20 protein-coding genes are annotated in these 19,324 nt (G+C 56.4%); 8 read left to right on the top strand and 12 right to left on the bottom strand.

Annotated features, from left to right (window positions below):
* Positions 1-120: 120 nt before the first annotated feature.
* Positions 121-2,151: a transglycosylase SLT domain-containing protein gene (locus tag ACIRQ6_RS15655; RefSeq protein ID WP_420861531.1), complete on the top strand. Its 2,031-nt coding sequence runs from the start codon at positions 121-123 to the stop codon at positions 2,149-2,151.
* Here the strand turns inward: ACIRQ6_RS15655 and ACIRQ6_RS15660 are convergent.
* Positions 2,148-3,017, bottom strand: a complete 870-nt coding sequence (locus ACIRQ6_RS15660) for a DMT family transporter (RefSeq protein WP_420861532.1) — start codon at positions 3,015-3,017, stop codon at positions 2,148-2,150. The two genes, ACIRQ6_RS15655 and ACIRQ6_RS15660, sit on opposite strands and share 4 nt — an antisense overlap.
* On the bottom strand, positions 3,014-3,688 hold the full coding sequence (gene mnmD / locus ACIRQ6_RS15665; protein ID WP_420861533.1) for a tRNA (5-methylaminomethyl-2-thiouridine)(34)-methyltransferase MnmD: 675 nt from the start codon (positions 3,686-3,688) through the stop codon (positions 3,014-3,016). Before mnmD ends, ACIRQ6_RS15660 begins: the two co-directional genes overlap by 4 nt.
* A gap of 49 nt (positions 3,689-3,737) precedes the next feature.
* Here mnmD and ACIRQ6_RS15670 point away from each other — a divergent pair, with 49 nt between their 5' ends.
* The gene (locus ACIRQ6_RS15670) at positions 3,738-4,778 is read left to right on the top strand and encodes an NAD(P)/FAD-dependent oxidoreductase (RefSeq protein WP_420861534.1); all 1,041 of its coding nucleotides are present in this window, start codon (positions 3,738-3,740) and stop codon (positions 4,776-4,778) included.
* Here the strand turns inward: ACIRQ6_RS15670 and ACIRQ6_RS15675 are convergent.
* Complete coding sequence (locus ACIRQ6_RS15675; RefSeq protein WP_420861535.1) at positions 4,775-5,572, bottom strand: acyl dehydratase; 798 nt, start codon at positions 5,570-5,572, stop codon at positions 4,775-4,777. The genes ACIRQ6_RS15670 and ACIRQ6_RS15675 overlap by 4 nt on opposite strands.
* Positions 5,573-5,601: 29 nt before the next feature.
* Between ACIRQ6_RS15675 and ACIRQ6_RS15680 the strand changes: the two genes are divergently transcribed.
* Complete coding sequence (locus tag ACIRQ6_RS15680) at positions 5,602-6,000, top strand: VOC family protein (protein ID WP_420861536.1); 399 nt, start codon at positions 5,602-5,604, stop codon at positions 5,998-6,000.
* Here ACIRQ6_RS15680 and ACIRQ6_RS15685 read toward each other — a convergent pair.
* The 8 genes from ACIRQ6_RS15685 to ilvD all read right to left on the bottom strand — a co-directional run bounded on the left by ACIRQ6_RS15685 (position 5,997) and on the right by ilvD (position 13,277).
* Positions 5,997-6,521, bottom strand: a complete 525-nt coding sequence (locus ACIRQ6_RS15685; protein ID WP_420861537.1) for an NADPH-dependent FMN reductase — start codon at positions 6,519-6,521, stop codon at positions 5,997-5,999. The two genes, ACIRQ6_RS15680 and ACIRQ6_RS15685, sit on opposite strands and share 4 nt — an antisense overlap.
* Positions 6,522-6,626: 105 nt before the next feature.
* On the bottom strand, positions 6,627-6,989 hold the full coding sequence (locus ACIRQ6_RS15690) for a Lin0512 family protein (protein ID WP_420861538.1): 363 nt from the start codon (positions 6,987-6,989) through the stop codon (positions 6,627-6,629).
* Entirely contained in the window at positions 6,986-7,333 is a 348-nt protein-coding gene (locus tag ACIRQ6_RS15695; protein WP_420861539.1) for a Lin0512 family protein, read from the bottom strand. The genes ACIRQ6_RS15690 and ACIRQ6_RS15695 overlap by 4 nt, the downstream gene beginning before the upstream one ends.
* A gap of 78 nt (positions 7,334-7,411) precedes the next feature.
* The gene (locus ACIRQ6_RS15700; RefSeq protein WP_420861540.1) at positions 7,412-9,439 is read right to left on the bottom strand and encodes an FAD-dependent oxidoreductase; all 2,028 of its coding nucleotides are present in this window, start codon (positions 9,437-9,439) and stop codon (positions 7,412-7,414) included.
* Positions 9,440-9,518: 79 nt separating this feature from the next.
* Positions 9,519-9,890 carry a hypothetical protein gene (locus tag ACIRQ6_RS15705; protein WP_420861541.1) on the bottom strand — a complete coding sequence of 124 codons (372 nt, stop codon included), beginning with the start codon at positions 9,888-9,890 and terminating at the stop codon, positions 9,519-9,521.
* Positions 9,891-9,909: 19 nt separating this feature from the next.
* Positions 9,910-10,683, bottom strand: coding sequence for a DUF6478 family protein (locus tag ACIRQ6_RS15710; RefSeq protein WP_420861542.1), 774 nt, complete (start codon positions 10,681-10,683; stop codon positions 9,910-9,912).
* 73 nt (positions 10,684-10,756) lie between these two features.
* Positions 10,757-11,503, bottom strand: coding sequence for a hypothetical protein (locus ACIRQ6_RS15715; RefSeq protein ID WP_420861543.1), 747 nt, complete (start codon positions 11,501-11,503; stop codon positions 10,757-10,759).
* 7 nt (positions 11,504-11,510) lie between these two features.
* Complete coding sequence (ilvD, locus tag ACIRQ6_RS15720; RefSeq protein ID WP_420861544.1) at positions 11,511-13,277, bottom strand: dihydroxy-acid dehydratase; 1,767 nt, start codon at positions 13,275-13,277, stop codon at positions 11,511-11,513.
* Positions 13,278-13,363: 86 nt separating this feature from the next.
* Between ilvD and ACIRQ6_RS15725 the strand changes: the two genes are divergently transcribed.
* The 5 genes from ACIRQ6_RS15725 to ACIRQ6_RS15745 all read left to right on the top strand — a co-directional run bounded on the left by ACIRQ6_RS15725 (position 13,364) and on the right by ACIRQ6_RS15745 (position 18,175).
* Complete coding sequence (locus ACIRQ6_RS15725; RefSeq protein ID WP_420861545.1) at positions 13,364-14,236, top strand: CPBP family intramembrane glutamic endopeptidase; 873 nt, start codon at positions 13,364-13,366, stop codon at positions 14,234-14,236.
* A 56-nt stretch (positions 14,237-14,292) separates the two neighbouring features.
* Positions 14,293-15,219, top strand: coding sequence for an acetyl-CoA carboxylase, carboxyltransferase subunit beta (gene accD / locus ACIRQ6_RS15730; RefSeq protein ID WP_420861546.1), 927 nt, complete (start codon positions 14,293-14,295; stop codon positions 15,217-15,219).
* Positions 15,216-16,493, top strand: a complete 1,278-nt coding sequence (locus ACIRQ6_RS15735) for a bifunctional folylpolyglutamate synthase/dihydrofolate synthase (protein ID WP_420861547.1) — start codon at positions 15,216-15,218, stop codon at positions 16,491-16,493. The genes accD and ACIRQ6_RS15735 overlap by 4 nt, the downstream gene beginning before the upstream one ends.
* A 219-nt stretch (positions 16,494-16,712) precedes the next feature.
* Positions 16,713-17,324 carry a rhodanese-like domain-containing protein gene (locus ACIRQ6_RS15740; protein ID WP_420861548.1) on the top strand — a complete coding sequence of 204 codons (612 nt, stop codon included), beginning with the start codon at positions 16,713-16,715 and terminating at the stop codon, positions 17,322-17,324.
* On the top strand, positions 17,321-18,175 hold the full coding sequence (locus ACIRQ6_RS15745; protein ID WP_420861549.1) for a LysM peptidoglycan-binding domain-containing protein: 855 nt from the start codon (positions 17,321-17,323) through the stop codon (positions 18,173-18,175). Before ACIRQ6_RS15740 ends, ACIRQ6_RS15745 begins: the two co-directional genes overlap by 4 nt.
* A 66-nt stretch (positions 18,176-18,241) precedes the next feature.
* Here the strand turns inward: ACIRQ6_RS15745 and zapE are convergent, their stop codons facing one another.
* Positions 18,242-19,309 carry a cell division protein ZapE gene (gene zapE, locus ACIRQ6_RS15750; protein WP_420861550.1) on the bottom strand — a complete coding sequence of 356 codons (1,068 nt, stop codon included), beginning with the start codon at positions 19,307-19,309 and terminating at the stop codon, positions 18,242-18,244.
* Positions 19,310-19,324 lie beyond the last annotated feature (15 nt).

A 19,324-nucleotide genomic window follows, 5' to 3' on the forward strand; every position in this document is an offset into this window, starting at 1 on the left:
AAAGTTGAATAAATGGGCGGTTTGTTAACGCCCACCCACGCCCCTTGCCAAGAAAGTGAGTTGATGTCTAGACACAGTCCATTAGCTTTACCCGTGTTGTTGCCTCGAAAGCCGCTCTGAATGCTTCGTTTTTGCCTTATTGCACTGTTGTTTTTGGCCAATGCGGCACCGGCTCAGCAAATAAAGGACAGCGATGCCCTGCGCACCGCATTTTTTGACGCCAGCCGCAATGACTGGGTGACCGCTCGTCGCATCGCCGCAGAACATAGCCCGCTCTTGGCTGATATCGTCGATTGGCGGATGCTGCGCGAGGCCGGAGGGCGGCTGACGGAATTCAACGCCTTTGTCGCCAAACATCCCGATTGGCCCGACCAGCGCCGTCAAAGGCTCAAGGTCGAGCGGTATTTGGCAGACGAATTAGACCTTGCCGCGATTTTGCAGTTCTTCCGTGATTACCCAGCGCAAACTGGCGCTGGGGTTCTGGCCCATGCCCGCGCACTTGAGGCGACAGGACGCCCGACCGAGGCCGAAACACTGGTCGTCAAAACCTGGCAAACCTTTGCCCTCAACGCAGAAGAGTTTGCAGCCTTTCGTGTGCTTTATGAGCCATTGATCGCACCCCACAATGAAACACGGCTGGACATGCTGCTGTGGCGCGGGCGTTTTACGGATGCCAGCCGTCTTTTGGAACGGGTCAGCCCAGAGGCGCGCGCCTTAGCCGAGGCCCGGATCGCCCTGCGGCGCGAAACAGGCGACGTGGACGCCAAAATCGAAGCAGTGCCAGAGGCCCAGCGCACCACGGCGGGCCTAGGCTACGAACGCTTTCGCTGGCGTCTGGCTAAGGGGCAGACAGACGCGGCCCGTGATTTGCTGGCAGGCTACACGATCAGCGCTGATTTGCTGGGCAAGCCTGCCCGCTGGGCAGGGCAACGGCGTAACTTTGCCCGTGAATTGATGCGCGATGGCAAACCCGAGACCGCCTATTTTATCGCAGCCACCCATCATTTGACCTCAGGCAGCGCCTTTGCGGATCTCGAGTTTTTGGCAGGCTTCATCGCCCTTCGTAAACTCGAGGATCCCGAGCGCGCCCTTCGCCATTTCGAACGGCTGGAGGCGGCAGTAAAATCCCCGATCTCACTGGGACGCGCGGGATATTGGTTGGGCCGAACACATGAAGCGCTTGGGGATTTTGATGCCGCCACCCGCGCCCACACCCGTGCCTCCCAACATCAAACCAGCTTTTACGGGTTGCTCTCTGCCGAATGGCTGGGCGTACCCTTGGACCCTGCCCTTGCAGGCACCGAAGATTTTGGCGATTGGCGGCAAGGCGCGTTTTTGACCAACCCTATGGTGCAAGCCGCTGATGTATTGCTGCGCGCAGGCCAGCTAAGCCTTGCCGAGGTATTCATGGTCCATATCGTGGACACGCTGGACAGGCAGGCCATCGGGCAACTGGCCGATTATGTGATCGAACGCGGCGAGCCGCATCTGGCCGTTATGATTGGTAAACGCGCGGCGTCCCGCGGGATTGTCTTGCCCAAGGCCTATTACCCCTTACATCCTTTAGCCCAAACCAACCTCCCCGTTCCGCCCGAACTGGCACTGGCCATTGCCCGGCGCGAAAGTGAATTTGACCCTGCCGTGCGCTCAAGTGTTGGCGCGCGCGGGTTGATGCAATTGATGCCTGCCACGGCCAAAGCTGTCTCCGCCGATTTGGGCCTGCCTTACACGGTCGACCGCCTGACATCTGACCCCAAGTATAACGCGGTGTTGGGCAGTTCTTATCTCGCCGAGTTGACCGAGATCTTTGGCCCCTCTTACGTCATGGTGGCCGCTGCCTATAATGCCGGCCCCAGTCGTCCGTTGCGCTGGATGACCACCTTTGGCGATCCGCGCAAAGGCCAGATTGACGTGGTGGACTGGATCGAGATGATCCCGTTTTCCGAGACCCGCAATTACGTCATGCGCGTTATGGAAAGCCTCCCTGTTTACCGCGCACGTCTGTCGGGCAAAACGGGTCCCTTGAACTTTACCAAAGAACTGATCGGGCGTGCCCCCGTCATCCGCCCCCGTGCCCGCCCTGATAATCTGGGCCAGCCCAAACCGCCGCTCAATGCCCTGCCCGAAGGCACCGCAGGCAGCGCGGATTAACCTTGCGCCGTGTGCGCCCGCCATAGGGTAAACAGCCCCGCACAGGCAACCACAGCCGCCCCAATCGCCACGTGCAATTCCAACACTTCGCCAAAGAAAAACAGCCCCGCCATTACGGCAAAAACAGATTGCAAATAGGCAAAGGGCTGTACTGCGCTGGCCTCGGCCAACTCATAGCATTTGATCAAGGTGAAATGCCCTGTCGATGCGGTCAGGCATAGCACGCACATCCACATCCAATCCGAGGCGATCATCGGTTCCCAAAAATAGAGGCCCACTGGCGTCAACACCGCCGCACCCACGGTGCCTGTCCAGAAAAAACTGGTCGCTGCACTGTCTTGGCGTGCTGCATAACGGGTCAGCAAATTATAGAGCGCAAACATCAGCGCACTGGCCACGGGGATCACCGCATAGGGGGAAAACACCCCGTATCCCGGCTGCAAAATAATCAACACCCCAATGAACCCGATCCCGATAGACACCCAACGCCGCCAGCCAACTTTCTCGCCCAAGACAGGGCCAGACAGGGCTGCCACCAGCAGCGGATAAGCGGCAAAAACCGCGTGGCTTTCAACCAAACCCAGCAGCACAAAGGCGCTGACCATAACGATCACTTCTGCCACCAAAAGAATTCCACGAAAGCTTTGCAACAGCTTTTGACGCGTGGCGATAACGCGGGCCAAGCCACCCTTTTGGCGCGACGCAATCGCCACCACGAAAGCCGCGAAAAACCAATAGCGGATCATTACCACCATGTAGACATTATACGTCCCCGCCAAGTGACGCGAGATCCCGTCTTGCGCCGCGAAAATGAACGAAGTGATCACCATCAACCAGATCGCAAGAGTGGTGTTTTGTGCCGTCACGGGCGCACCGCTTGGGTCATGTGGCGCTTGCGACCAAAGCCTTTCACCCGCGTCACTTCAAAGCCCGCGTCCTGCAAGTTCCGACGCACAAATCCTGCAGCAGTATAGGTCGCCGCCGTGCCCTTGTCCGCCGTGTGGTTAAAGACGTCTTGCATCAGGTCCGCTTCCCAAAGTTGGGGGTTCTTGGCAGGTGAAAACCCGTCCAAAAACCAAGCATCTGCACGGTCCGGCCATCGGGGCAGCGTGTTACGGGCATCGCCAAGGATCACTTCAAAATGCAACTCTGGCGTCTCAAGCCTTGTTTGCCCTGCGCGCAACGCCTCGATCACAGGATCAGCCCATGGCGCTAAATCCGCAAAAGCCGCCAGCGCGCGCGCCATATCATCAGGCTCCATCGGGAAGGCCTCGAAACTGGTAAAGCGCAGCGGGCCCTTGGTCCCGGATGCCGCCCAAGCCGCGCGGGCCACGCACAGGTTCAATGCCGTGCCAAACCCCAATTCCGCAATATGAAACCCCTCACAAAACCGTGCAGGCAATCCGTTGCCCTCAACAAACACATGGACGGTTTCTGCCGCACCGTTTTCCAGCGAATAGTAGGGATCGTCGAAATTTTCCGCGATTGGCAGGGCATTATCCCGCCATATCAATTTTGGTGACTGGTGGTGTTCCATTGCCTCGCCTACATTGGTGCAAAATCGACAGTGCAACGGAGCCGCAGAATTGACAACGGCTGATGTCACCATAAGAGGCGCGGGAATTTTCGGACTGGCCACGGGCTTTGTCTGCGCTTGTCGTGGTGCCAAGGTGCGTATTATCGAGACCAAAGGCATCGGTGCAGGGTCAAGCGGCGGCGTTGTTGGAGCACTTGCCCCCCATACGCCAGAAAACTGGAACCCCAAAAAGGCGTTTCAATTCGAAAGTCTGATCATGGCCCCGCTGTTTTGGCGCAAGGTCGAAAAATTGGGCCGCGTGCCTAGTGGTTACGGCCAAACCGGTCGGGTGCAACCCATCTTGGATGACAAAGCTCTGGATTTGGCACATCGACGCGCGGGCACCGCAACCGAGCTTTGGCAAGGCATGGCAAAATGGGAGGTCTGCGCCACCACCGGTTCTGATTGGGAACCTGCCAGCCCCACTGGATATGTCATTCGCGACACGCTCACAGCCCGCATACAACCCTATCAAGCCTGTCACGCCTTGGCCAAAGCGATTATTCAAATGGGCGGACAGATCCGGTCCGACAGCTACCGTGACGAAGGTCGTGTGTTGTGGGCTACGGGGTATGAGGGTTTGAAACAGCTTGGGCAGGAGTTACAAAAACCCGTGGGTGGCGGTATAAAAGGTCAAGCGGCCCTGCTGCAATACCGTGCCAGTCAGTTGCCCCAGATCTACGCCGAAAGCCTGCATATCGTCCCGCATTTTGATGACACGGTGGGGATCGGATCCACCAGCGAACGCGAGTTCGACAGCCCCTCGGACACCGACGAACAACTGGATGAGGTCCTGCAACGGGCCTATGACGCCCTGCCGTGTTTGCGGGATGCGCCCATCGTGCAGCGTTGGGCGGGCGTACGCCCCCGGGCTAAATCCCGCGCGCCGATGTTAGGACATTTTCCGGGCAAGCAGGGGCATTATGTCGCCAATGGTGGGTTCAAAATCGGCTTTGGCATGGCGCCCAAAATTGCCCACGTCATGGCCAATCTTATGCTGGATGGCGCCGATGAAATCCCACAAGGGTTTCGCGTTGAAGACAGCTTCTAACGGGCCTGCGCTTGCATACACAGCCGCCCGTCTGGCGCTGACACCCAGCATCGGCCTCCATCCCAATGAAACGTGGCTGGTTCGTGATCCAGCAAAGCTGATGTTCCGCGAAAGTCAAAATAAGACAGCCCGTTAAGGCGCTGATTGCCCATCAACATCAAATATTGCGCTAAGAGCGGGCCATGAACGACTAAGCCATTATAGCCCTCTACTTCACTGGCATATTCCCGGTCATAGTGGATTTTGTGGCCATTAAACGTCAACGCCGAATAGCGAAACAGCTGGGTCGTGCTAAACTCACGCGTCTCAACACTGTGGTCCGTATCCGCCATTTTGGGTGCAGAGGGTGTCGATTGCTTGGCCTCCTCGCGGTACACCAAATCCTGTTCTTCGCGTAGGGCACATTGGCCATCTTGCCAAATCTCGTGGGATATCGTCACAAACCCTAACGGCCCCGACCGTCCCGTTTTACGTTCCGATTTTAAAACCGTGCTGCGCTTTTGTGCGGGCCTTCCTGCAATCAAGGGCGTTAGAAATTCCAACCGCCCACCAGCCCACATGCGCCGGGGCAGGCCCATATCTGGAATAAACCCACCAACCTTGGGATGCCCGTCGCGCCCCAAATCTGCCGCCAGTATCGGTTGCCAAAAATAAGCGTAATGAAAAAAGGGCGGCAAAGGATCCCCATCCAAAATGGGCTCCTGCAAATCTAGGGTCACCCGCAACGCATCTGCGCGGGCCACATCCAATACATCCTCTTGGGTTTGCATATCATCTTGGGTTTGGGTCATCATGGGCGTGCGTATAGCAAAGGACCCTGCCCATGTCAGTCTCTGTGACCCAACTTGATCATTTGGTTTTGACCGTTGCAGATATCGACGCGACTTCGGCGTTTTATACGCAGGTTTTCGGCATGACGGCCGAGCAGTTTCACCCAGCAGATGGCACTCTGCGCACGGCTTTGGTTTTTGGGTCGCAAAAGATAAATCTGCACCAAGCCGGATCAGAATATCGGCCCCACGCAGCGCGCCCCGTAGCAGGCTCAGCCGACCTATGCTTTTTGTCCGAAACACCTCTCGCCACTTGGCAGAGCCATTTCTCCGACCTTGGTGTTCAAATAGAGGACGGCCCCATCGCACGCACAGGTGCTATGGGGCCGATCATGTCAGTCTATATCCGCGACCCCGATGGGAACCTGATCGAGGTATCGAACGCCGCTTAGACGCTGGCCTTTAGCTTATCCATCAGGGTTTGCAGCGCGGTCAGGTACTGTTCATTCGTCAGCTGCCCATCGTCGTTGAACTCTTTAAAATTCGCCGCAACCAAGACATCCGGCCCCTGCAACAACACAGGCTGGAACGGCTGGAGACATAAACGCAACATCGCTTGTGCCCGCTCGCCACCTGTGCGGCCTGCTGTAGTCGACATAATGGCCACTGGCTTGCCAGCCCATGGTTTCGCCTCGGTCCGGCTGACCCAATCCAGCGCATTCTTCATCACGCCGGAAATGCCTTTGTTGTATTCCGGCGTGGCGACGATCACAGCGTCCGCCGCTGCAATTTGATCAGACAGCGTTTGCACCGGCGCAGGGATCCCCTCGGCCTCGGTGTCGCCGCTATACAGTGGCAGGTTCAAATCAGCCTCGACAAAATTGTCGGGCTGGAACAAACGCGCCGCTTCGCGGATCAGCAAGGTATTGGTGGATTCACTGCGTAACGATCCAGACAGGCCAAGCAAGTTCATCAGATATCTCCTTATGATTTCACATCATAAGTGGTTGAAACACCTGCCAAGACAAGGGGTGCCGCAGGCACTTCACAGCGCACATGCTGTTTCTTTGCGCACATATCAGCTGGCTTTGAATTTAGTCGCCATGTTCGGCAGGAACGCCTCGACCGCTGCAGAAGCTATGACAATGGTCGTGCCAGTCTCATCATTCTGAACATTCAGTCCACCTAAAGTGGCCTGAACCGTCGCTCTGCCACGGGGCAGCTTTTCGGCCAGAGCCGCGCAATCCACTTTGTCAGGGTCCTGCACGCCTATGGTCACTTGGACGCGCATCTCGTCATGGCTGAGACCCAGCGCTTCGAACATCGGGATCGAGGAATGGCGGATCGCGTCCTCAATCGCCCGGGCCGCGGCCTTGGTGTAGTCCATGCCATACAGATCATTGCCCATACCCATCTCGATGATAAACCGCTGATCGCTCATTGGGTCGGCTCCATATCAAAACTCACGGACAGGGCTGCGTTGGCCATCACGGTCGGATTGCCCACGGGGCGCGGAATATCCAAGCCGCCTTTGACCACATGCACTGTCGGTTGGCCGTAAGGAAACACTGCTTTCAGCACCTCAACATCCACCTGATCCGGTTGCTGCACGCCAATCTCAACCTTGATGATCATCTGTTCTTTCTCGAACCCAAAAAGTTCGGCCAGATTGATCGAGTTGTGCCACAACGCATCCTTCAAAGCGCGCACAGCCGCTTCGGTATAATCTTGGCGGCGCAGGGAACTTCCCATGCCAAATTCGGTCAAAAGGCGATGTTGGGGCATATGTTGAATCCTCGGCTGTATGGCTGTGGTACCATACGCCAGCCATACACCTGCCATACGCTGTATGGCACCCCTTTTTTACAGGGACGCCGCCAGTCGTGTGCCCTGATCAATCGCACGTTTGGCATCCAATTCGGCGGCGACATCGGCCCCACCAATCACATGGGGCGTTTTGCCTGCGGCCTCTAGGGCATCGGCCAATCCACGCTGCGGAACTTGGCCTGCACACATGACAATCGTGTCGACCTCCAGCACCCGTGGATTTTCGCGCGCTTCGCCATCAGAGACGTGCAACCCCTCGGCTGTGATCGCCTCATAATTCACACCTGCCACCATTTTCACACCAGCCATCTTTAACGATGCGCGGTGAATCCAACCCGTGGTTTTACCAAGGCGTTTGCCAACCTTTTCAGGCTTGCGTTGTAGTAAAGTAATCTTGCGTGCGGCGGCATGCGGCTGCGGGCCTGAAGGGGCCAAACCGCCCGGAGTTTCCGCCGGATCACCTACGCCCCATTCGGCTTTCCATGCCTCAAGGTCTTCGGTGGTTGAGGTGCCATCGCTGGCCAGAAATTCCGCAACATCGAACCCAATGCCACCGGCCCCAATAATCGCCACGCGCTTGCCAACGTCAGCCTTGCCGCGCAAAACATCTATGTAGGACAATACGTTAGGCCCATCTTGACCCTCGATCTGCGGGTCACGTGGACTCACACCAGTGGCCACGATGACTTCGTCAAAATCTGCCAATGCCTCTGCCGTGGCCTTAGTTTCCAGATGCACAGACACATCGCTATCGGCCAACATCGCACGGTACCAATCAACCAAGCCCCAGAATTCTTCCTTACCCGGCACCTGCTTGGCCATGTTCAATTGGCCGCCAATTTCGGAGGCTTTGTCGAACAGCGATACCTTGTGTCCCCGCAGGGACGCGGTCAGAGCCGTAGACAGACCAGCAGGGCCTGCACCGACGACGGCAATCGACTTTGGTGCAGTTGTAGGCGCAACTGTGAGTTCGGTTTCATAGCAGGCCTGAGGATTGACCAAACACGAGCTGATCTTGCCCGAAAATGTGTGATCCAAGCAGGCTTGGTTACAGGCAATGCACGGCGCGATTTGCGCGGCTTTTCCAGCTTCCGCTTTGGCAACAAAATGCGGATCAGCCAAGAACGGGCGCGCCATGGAAATCATGTCCGCACAGCCATCAGCCAGCACCTGATTGCCAACCTCAGGCGTGTTGATCCGGTTCGACGTGATGATCGGAATACCCACATGGCCCATCAGTTTTTGCGTGACCCACGAAAACGCCGCACGGGGCACGGATGTCGCAATCGTTGGGATGCGCGCCTCGTGCCAACCGATGCCAGTGTTGATGATTGTCGCACCCGCGGCCTCGACCGCTTTGGCCAAAGTGATCACTTCGTCAAAGGTCGATCCATTGGGCACCAGATCGATCATCGACAGGCGGTAGATGATGATAAAATCTGTGCCAACAGCCTCGCGACAGCGGCGGACCACTTCGACGGGCAGGCGCATCCGGTTGGCATAGTCGCCACCCCATTCATCGTCGCGCTTGTTGGTGTGACGCACAAGGAACTGGTTCAGGAAATAGCCTTCGCTGCCCATAATCTCGACGCCGTCATAACCGGCCTGCTGGGCACGGGTGGCGGCGGTGACAAAATCGGCGATCTGTTTTTCAATGCCATCCGCATCCAGTTCCTTTGGCGGAAACGGGGCAATCGGGGCTTTGATAGCAGAGGGGGCCACGCATTCGGGCGAATAGGCATAGCGACCTGCATGGAGGATTTGCATGGCAATCTTGCCGCCGTTTTCGTGCACGCGGTCCGTCACGATCTTATGGTTGGCAATGTCGTCGTCGTTGAAAAGACCAGCCGCACCAGGGAAAACACCGCCTTCACGGTTGGGGGCCATGCCGCCCGTGACCATCAGGGCCACACCGCCGCGCGCCCGTTCCGAATAGAACTCCGCGACGCGGTTCCAATCCTTGGTTTCCTCTAGACCTGTGTGCATCGACCCCATCAACACACGGTTTTTCAACGTGGTGAACCCAAGGTCCAACGGGGCAAGAAGATGAGAATACTCGGACATTTGACGGGCCTTTCGCTAGCTTTCCAGAGTAAAGCAAAAGCTTACGTTCGCGTCACCCCGAAACGCGACGTCACCCCGACTACATCGTTTCCAGACAATGGCGCCGGAAAGCCCGTTTGAGCATGTCCAGTTCTGACCGCAGCAGATCCACCTCGGCGCGGATATCTTCCTCCAGCTGGTTGCCAGAGATTAACGTCAGGCTGTTGAGAACCGTGTCAGATGAGGCATCGGTGACCAAAATTGTATGGACGCCATCGGCGATGGCTGTGGCAGGCACATGGACCCTGACGATCCATTCGCCTTCATTAGGGATCACTTCGACCTCGTCCACGACCCGGTCCAAATGGGTCACGCGCAGCTTGGGCACACCTGTAGCGCTGCCCTCGCTGGACAACAGTCCCTCCCAAACGCCTTCCTGAAAGCGGGTTTTGGTCAGTGTAAAATTGGTCATTACAGAGCCCTTCTATGCCTCAAAGATCGGCGCGCGGTGATCGGCTAAACGTCAGATCGCGCATGACAATTTGGTTCATCTCTGGCCCCTCAAAGATCAGATCGACCCACATCCGTTCGATCCGCTTTTCATTCATCTTGGTATAGGCGAGATCAAATTCGACCATCACTTCGCTTTCATGCAATGGCAATTCACGCACGATTTGTTCAGTATTCGGCCCGTGTTTGATATTTAGGCGGGCAAAGATTTCTAGCGGTTTTTCCATTTCCACAATGCAGTCGAGCCGCACCAGATGGCTTTTGGTCAGGCCTTTGCACGCGTCCTTTGGCAGGTTCAATACCAGCGACAAAAACGAACCGTCAAAGCCGAAAACATCCATTCGCAACCCAAAAGGCGCTAGATCTGCATCACGCGAATTGCGCGTTTGCCGAAGGGTCAATTCCGAGATTTGGCAATCGTGAAACACAGTAGCCTCTTGGCCAAAGGTCGCTTTGCTTTGCACGGACGACATCCCCACACGGGGCAAGGGGCCGCGCCAAAGTTCGGGCCGCCAAAGCCAATCCGCCCCCGGTGGACGGCGCATAGCGTTGGACCCGACAAGGGGCAAAGTCAGGCGACTGTCAGCCTCATAAATCAACCGGTCTAGACTTCCGCGCAACTGCCGCGCATGGCTGCGCGCATGGCGCAACGTGGCCAAGGGCATTTCCGACGCCAAACGCGCATCGCGACCCCATCGCCGCAAACTGCGCCGAAAAAGCAGCCGATCCATTATGCTTGATACACGTCCTGCCATGAATGCCCGCGTTGCCTTTGGTTTAGGGTTCGGCTCAGTTCGATTCTTGGTTAGCCCAAAAAACTTAACTGATTCACCCCCTTACACGTTTCAATAAAGCATTGAGAGGGCTTTTTGTTTCTTTTTCAGAAACAATGCCAGCATTTTCAGCAGCAAGTGTTGCCACAAAACGCTTTAGCAGGCGCAGGCCGTCAGCATCCGTAACCTGGATCTTGCCGTAGCCACTGACCGCGACAAGGCTCAGATGGCCGTTGAGCCGCATAATCGCGCGCCATTCGGTGCTGTTGAGCTTGCCAAAAGCAGACGGGCTTGCATCGAGCACCCTGAAATACGCGGCGGTTTCATCAGTTTGGGTAGCGGGGATCGCAACAGACTTAGGATCCCGTGTGCGGGATAGGGTCGTCAGGCCTGCCTCAGAGGTCAGAAAGCTTTGCAGCACCGCGATATCCATGGGGCTATCGGGGGCAGGCGGGCCGACAACAACACGCAAAGCCCCGATTTCGCTGGGCACGCTGGGGGCTTTGTCTGAAAACGCAGCACAGGCCACAAGGAATGCAGACGCCCGACGCAACGCCTTTTTGTCAATGCAATATCCGTCAGGACCTTTGACAACCACCGCGCCTTGGGACAGTTGCGTTTTGACCAAGGCTTGGGTCGAGCGGTCTTTGAAGGCTGGCGCAGCCGCGGTTCCAGACGAGGCTGCGGCTGCTTCTTTCGCCGACAAAAACGGGATGAGCTCAGCAGGGGCCGTTTCACCGCACCCTGCCAATATTCCCAAGGCCAAACTGGCCAATACCGCTTTACACCATCGACGCACCATAAAACGGTCAGAGGTCCATATAGATGTGTTTTTCTTCGTCGCCGCCCCCTGGATGGGTCACCGCGCCATACTTAGTACGACCGACCAATTTTGCGTATTTATACAGCGCACCAGAGGCATAAATCGTCTCACGCGGGCCAGACCATGCAGCCTTACGCGCCGCCATGTCATCGTCGCTGACATCGACACTCAGCTCGCCTTTGATTGCGTCCAGCGTGATGATATCGCCGTTTTCGACCAGCGCGATGGGCCCACAATGGGCGGCCTCCGGGCCAACATGCCCCACACAGAACCCACGGGTCGCACCCGAGAAACGGCCATCGGTAATCAAGGCCACTTTCTTGCCCATGCCTTGACCAGACAGGGCCGCCGTGGTTGCCAACATCTCGCGCATACCGGGGCCGCCAGCGGGGCCTTCGTTGCGGATCACAAGGACTTCGCCTTCTTCGTATTCGCGCTTTTGAACGGCATCAAACGCGTCTTCTTCGCATTCAAACACACGAGCCGGCCCGACAAAGCGTTGGTGCTGGGTTTCCATGCCTGCGACTTTTACAATCGCTCCGTCAGGGGCCAAGTTGCCTTTGAGGCCGACAACACCACCAGTTTTCGTCAAGGGTGTGTCGATGGAATAGATCACTTTGCCGTCCGCTTCGCCTTTGATGCGATCAATCTCTTCGCCAATGGAATAGCCCGTGGCGGTCATGCAGTCTTCTTCGATAAGGCCTGCTTTGCGCAGTTCCTTCATCACAACCATCACGCCGCCCGCCTCATAAAGGTCTTTGGCAACATATTGACCACCGGGTTTCAGATCCACAAAGTAAGGCGTGTCGCGGAAGATGTCGCAGACGTCCTCAAGGGTAAACTCGATGCCAGCCTCATGGGCAATCGCCGGCAAGTGCAGACCCGCGTTAGTCGAGCCACCGGTACAGGCCACAACACGGGCCGCGTTGCGCAGGGATGCCAATGTGACCACGTCACGGGCGCGGATGTTTTTCTCAAGCAGGTTCATCACGGCCGCACCAGAGGCCACGGAATACTGGTCGCGGGATTCATAAGGTGCAGGCGCACCGGAAGATTGCGGCAATGCCAGACCAATGGCTTCGGAGACACAGGCCATGGTGTTTGCTGTAAACTGGCCCCCGCAAGCACCGGCAGATGGGCAGGCCACACGTTCCAGCACGTCCAACGCACCGTCGGATAATTCACCTGCTTGGTGACGCCCTACGGCCTCAAACATATCTTGCACCGTCAGGTCACGGTTCGCGTATTCAGCAGGTATATCCGCGCCAGTTGGCGCACGGCCCGGTAGGATGGATCCGCCGTAGATAAAGACAGACGGTGTGTTGAGGCGCACCATGGCCATCATCATCCCCGGCAGGGATTTATCACAGCCCGCCAGACCAACCAAAGCGTCATAGCAGTGGCCGCGCATCGTCAGCTCAACGGTGTCCGCAATCGCCTCGCGCGACGCCAGCGAGGAGCGCATGCCTTCATGGCCCATGGCGATCCCGTCTGTCACGGTGATCGTCGTGAACTCGCGCGGTGTACCAGCAGCAGATTTCACGCCCAGTTTCACGGCCTGCGCCTGACGGTTGAGCGAGATGTTACAAGGGGCCGCTTCGTTCCAGCACGTGGCCACACCGACGAAAGGTTGTGCGATTTCTTCTTCACTCAGGCCCATGGCGTAAAAATACGACCGGTGCGGCGCGCGCGATGGGCCTTCGGTGACGTGACGGCTGGGTAGGTTTGATTTGTCTTGCTTGCCTTTGAGCATGGCGGGTCCCCCTAAAAATCAGTTGAAACCGGAATAAGTCACCCCTGCCCCTTGCACAAGCCGCTTTGCAGCCCCATTCAAAGGCCATGCGATATGATTGGCACGAATACCTTGTAGGACCCGCACGTGAACGCCCCGAACTGTGGCGGAGTATTGCCGGGCTAGTCTTGGCTGGTGTTTTTTATGCCGTCATGCTGTTTGGCTTTTTTGGGCTGATGGCGCTGGTTCTTCCAAATTTGGGCGAGGCCACATTTCTGGGGCGTGAACCCTTTGATTTGATCCTGATCCTGAGTAGTTTTGCCTTTATGACATTGGGCACGGTTTTGGCCGCTTTTTTGCTGCAAGGCCGGATGCCGCTTAGCCTGATTGGGCCGATCCCGCTGGCCTTGAATGACTTTTGGATCGTTTTGCGTCTGGGCGCAGTCTTGATCGGCCTGTCGCTGTTGTTGCCCACGCCGATCGAAGGCGAGCTGAGTGCAAACCTCGATCTAGGCCTTTGGGCGATGCTACTGCCACTTTCGCTGTTGGTGCTGTTGATCCAAGTCAGCGCCGAAGAAATCCTGTTTCGCGGTTATTTCCAAAGCCAATTGGCTGCCCGGTTTAAATCGCCTTTGGTCTGGATGATCGTGCCCTCAGTTATATTTGGCGCACTGCATTATGATCCTGCTGCGGCGGGCGAAAATGCGTGGTTGATTGCGTTGTGGGCCGTGTTTTACGGGATCATGTTGGCAGATATCACGGCGCGTTCTGGCACCCTTGGCCCCGCCATTGCCTTGCATCTGCTCAATAATGCCTCAGCCATATTGATCGTTTCAGCCCAAGGGGATTTGTCCGGGCTTTCGCTTTATTCCTTTCCATTCTCGCTGGCGGACACCGAAGTGGTCCGCGCCATGCTGCCCCTTGAGGCCGTGATGATGCTGATCATGTGGCTGGGCGCACGGCTGGCTTTGCGCCGCTGATTGCAATTGCACGCGGCCTTGATTATTTGGAATGCAACTGACCATAAGGCTTGTCGATGAACTGGATTTCAAATTACGTCCGCCCCAAGATCAATTCGATCTTTTCCCGCCGCGAAGTGCCGGAAAACCTTTGGCAAAAATGCAGCGAATGCGGAACCATGCTGTTTCATCGCGAACTCAGCGATAATCTGAACGTCTGCACAAATTGCAATCATCACATGGGGATCACGCCACGCGATCGGTTTTTATCAATGTTTGATGGCGGCGTGTTTATCGAAGTGGACGTGCCCGAACCCAACGCAGACCCGCTGCAATTTCGCGATCAAAAACGGTATCCTGAGCGGATGAAAGCGGCCCAGAAAAAGACTGGCGAACGCGATGCGATGCTGGTGGCTGAGGGTGAAATCGGACGCACGCCAGTGGTCATGGCAGCGCAGGATTTCAGCTTTATGGGCGGGTCCATGGGGATGTATGTCGGCAATGCGATTGTCGCAGGCGCGCAACGCGCCGTTGATTTAGGCCGACCTTTTATCTTGTTTTCTGCGGCAGGTGGCGCCCGAATGCAGGAGGGGATCCTGTCGCTGATGCAAATGCCGCGCAGCACAGTGGCCGTTCAAATGCTCAAGGAAGCAGGGCTGCCCTATATCGTCGTCCTGACCCATCCGACAACCGGCGGTGTCACCGCCTCTTATGCGATGTTGGGCGATGTGCATATTTCTGAACCTAACGCGTTGATTGGCTTTGCCGGTGCGCGGGTGATCGAACAAACCATTGGCGAAAAGCTGCCTGAAGGCTTTCAGAGGGCGGAATACCTTTTGGAACACGGGATGTTGGACCGGGTGGTCAATCGCGGCGATATGCGTGACGAATTGGTCAAGATTATCCGCATGATGATGCAAATGCCCCCGGCTGTTGCTGGTGATTTGCCGCCTCCTGCCCCCGCTGTTGCACAAGAATCCACAGTGGCCGAGCCAACAGAATGACCGCGCAATCCTCGGACGTTATCCTATCGCGGATGATGTCCTTGCACCCAAAGATCATCGATCTGACGCTTGACCGCGTTTGGCGGTTGCTGGCTGCTTTGGACAATCCCCAGACAAAGTTACCGCCCGTAATCCACCTTGCAGGCACCAATGGCAAAGGCAGCACGCAGGCGATGATCCGTGCCGGTCTTGAGGGCGCAGGCAAGACTGTTCACGCCTACACCTCACCGCATTTGGCGCGGTTTCATGAACGGATCCGACTGGCCGGTGATCTGATTTCCGAACCAGCGCTCAGCGCGGTTTTGGACGAATGCTATGCCGCTAATGGCGCGCAGTCGATCACCTATTTCGAGATCACAACAGTCGCAGGCCTGCTGGCCTTTGCGCGCACACCGGCTGATTTTACATTGCTCGAAGTTGGTCTGGGCGGGCGATTGGATGCCACCAATGTTGTAAACAGCCCAGCCCTTACGGTGATCACCCCGATTGATTTGGACCACCAACAATTTCTGGGCGAGACGCTACCCGAAATCGCAGGCGAAAAGGCCGGCATCCTGAAACGTGGGGTTCCGTGTGTGGTCGGCAAACAACATGACGCTGCTTTGGATGTGATCGAGGCACGGGCCGCACGACTGGGGGCGCCTGTACTGGCCTATGGTCAGCACTGGCACGTCACGACCGAACGCGGGCGGTTGGTGTTTCAAGATGAAACCGGATTGTTGGATCTACCGATGCCGGCCCTCTTGGGGACGCATCAGGTCGAAAATGCAGGGATGGCCTTGGCCGCGCTGCGTCATTTGGGATGTGATGAGGCTGCTTGCACAGCCGCAATGACCAATGCCAGCTGGCCTGCCAGATTGCAGCGCCTGACCTCTGGCCCTTTGGTGGACGCCGCGGGCCCACAGGCTGAAATTTGGCTGGATGGCGGACACAACCCAGCGGCCGGGCAAGCCCTTGCCAGTGCCCTAGCAGATCTGCCTACCCGCCCATTGCATTTGGTTTGTGGAATGCTGAACACCAAGGATATCGGTGGGTACCTGCGTCCACTGGGGCAACTCGCCGATCAGTTGATCGCAATCGATATCCCTGACGAGGCGAACACACTTCCGGCCCGCACAACCGCACTGGAAGCCGAAAAAGCAGGAATGCAATCAGGGGTTGCGAATGATGCCCTCTCTGCTGTTACCCAAATTGTCAAAGACACCCCAAATGCCCGTATTTTGATCAACGGTTCGCTTTACCTTGCCGGGGCCGTCTTGCGGGAAAACGCCTAGTCTTTTCAGGCCATACCCCTGAAAAATCAAAGCTTTCCCAGTGGTCTCGAATCAGTTTTCCGCCGATTGAACGAATCACGCAAAAATTAATTTGCAAAGTGATTCGTTTTTGCTTTGACGAGCGAATCACTCTGACACTATATGTGGTGGTACATTTCGTATGCTCCGCAGTAGCCACCTGCGGTATCTATATACAGCGTCACTATGGGGGTAGGGACAATGTCACGCATTTTAGCTGCAGCAACCCTCGCGGTTGCATTTTCAGCAACACACGCAGTGCCACAGCAGGCGCAGCAGGTCTCGTTTTCGTTCAACGGTCAAGAGCTGAGCATCTCGCGCCAGATCAGTGTCAATCAAGCCAAAGCCGCACGGTTCTCGGTCACTCAGGACGGTTGCTCGGGCCTCTGCCTTGCCCCGATCAGCGCGGGTACAGGCGTGGCCACAATCGGCGAGATGGAAGTGACCAAGTTCTTGGTTGATTACACGCAGGCAGGCACTGGTTTGTTAATCGATGCGCGGTTGCCAACAGCGCGTTCTGACGGGTTTTTGCCAACTTCCGTCAACGTGCCGCATCAAGCGGTTGAAGACGGTAATCCCTATCGCAATCAAATTCTCAGTGCGCTGGGTGCGCGGGAATATGATGGTATTTTGAATTTTTCCGATGCCATGGATTTGGTTATTTTTGATGCAGGGCCAAGCGACAGCCGGGCATTGAAACTGATCGAAAACCTGCTGAGTGCCGGGTACCCGCCCGAAAAGCTGCGGTTTTACCGCGGCGGCATGCAGGTTTGGGCATCACTGGGCCTCAATTTTGTGGAACAAACACAATGACATTTAATTCGTCTTCTTCCGAACAAAAACCGGCGGTTTATGCCTATCTGACAGTGGGGGCCTTTGCCTTTGTGGTCGGGTCCTTGGTCACATTGCAATTTGCCACTTTGGAAAATCCCGAACCTGGAGCGGCGACAGACTTTACTGGCCAATCCAATGACACCGAACAGGTGACACGCAGTGCAGCAGACAGCGTTTTGGCTGTCTCGAACACCGACCTTAGTGCACCTGCAGCAGCGCCAGCACCCGCCGTAGCAGAAGCCAGCGTCGAAACCACCGCGATGGTCGACGAGGCCGCGCGCAAGAAAGCCTTGGCACAAGAGGCCGAAGCATTAGTTCTGCGCAACCAGATGCGTATGTTGACTGAGGGCGTCGTGGCCGGTCTTTATGATATTCAGGCCCCGGACGGTTCTGGTGAAAAAGTCGGGCGTATCGTGCTGAATTCGCGCAACGCCGGGCAAACTGCCGCCAAGATCGAGCGCATGTTGGCGGAAGCTGCACAGAGCGGTCAAATCAAGGTTCCAGAAGAACTGGCCCTGCAAGACGGCAGCATCGACAGCCGCACGTTGTTGTTCCAACTGGTGCAAGATGCTTTGGAAAACGGCGACACAGAAGCGGTTGAAGCCGCGCGTGAGATGCGGCGCCGCGCCTTTGCGGCCTCTGCTGCTACCACTCAAGAAGTGAACGGTGAACGCTTTTACATCGTCGAAAGCGGCGACAGTCTAGCCTACATCGCGTTGCAGTTTTACGGAAAAACTAACCTCTACGAAAAGATTTTCGCAGCAAACACAGACATTCTAACCAGCCCAGATAAAATTAGGGTCGGACAGCGTTTGCGCATCCCGAGTTAAGAATAAAAAAAGGCAAGATCTAAGCTTCGAGCAGCTTACCTTACCGGACCTTCGGGTCCGGTTTTTTTATGCCTGATCCGCTGATCGCCAATCGTCCGACTGCATCTCGCGCAGACGGCTTGCCGTGCGTTCAAACTCAAAACTGCCCTCGCCTTCCAGATAGAGCATCTCAGGCTTAGCCGCAGCCGTTGCGATCAATTGAACGCGCGCCTCATAAAGCGCGTCCACCAATGTGACAAAGCGCTTGGCCTCGTTGAAATTGTGCCTCCCAAGTGTTGGGATGTTCTCCAACATCAAAACTTTGCACGTTTGGGCAATCGCCAGATAGTCCGCAGGCCCCAAAGGTTTGCCGCATAGATCGCCAAACTCAGCGCGCGCCACACTGTTATGAAACTGCGGTAAAACCACGTCGCGCCCCTGCACTTTGAGGACCAGCGGAGCAGTCTGGCTGGCCTCCGTCAGGTCAGACCAAACTGCGCGAAAAGCCTCGGCACTGGCAGAATTGAGCGGTGTGAAATAGCTGTCTGACCCCGCAAGGCGATTCTGGCGATAGTCAGCACCCTCGGTCATTTCCCAAACGACCATTTGCTGTTTGAGTTGTTCGATAAAAGGCAGGAACAATGCGCGATTTAACCCGTCTTTGTATAGGTCATCGGGCACACGGTTCGAAGTGGTCACAACCACAACGCCGCCCTCATGCAGTAAGGTAAACAACCGCCCAACGATCATGGCATCGGTAATGTCAGTGATTTGCATTTCATCGAACGCAAGACAGCGCACATCGGCGATGACAGCATCGGCCACAGGTTTGAGCGCGTCATCGACACCGCCTTGGCGCGCTGTGTGCATTTGGGCGTGTATATCCTGCATGAACGCATGAAAATGGACCCGCCGCACAGAAACGTCCAAGCAATCCACGAACATATCCATCAACATCGATTTGCCGCGACCGACCCCGCCCCAAACATAAAGCCCTTTGATGGGGTCGGGTTTCTTGGCGAACCAGCCTGTTTTCAGGGGCTTGGCCAAATCATCGGCCACCCTGCTCAACTGCGCCACAAGGGCTGATTGGGCCGGATCCGCTGTCAGATCGCCTTGGGTTACGCGGGATTGATAGAGCTCGGTCAATGTCATGGCAGTTGCATACGC

The sequence above is a fragment of the Algirhabdus cladophorae genome (assembly GCF_044772865.1).
In the GTDB taxonomy this organism is placed as follows: Bacteria; Pseudomonadota; Alphaproteobacteria; order Rhodobacterales; family Rhodobacteraceae; genus Algirhabdus; species Algirhabdus cladophorae.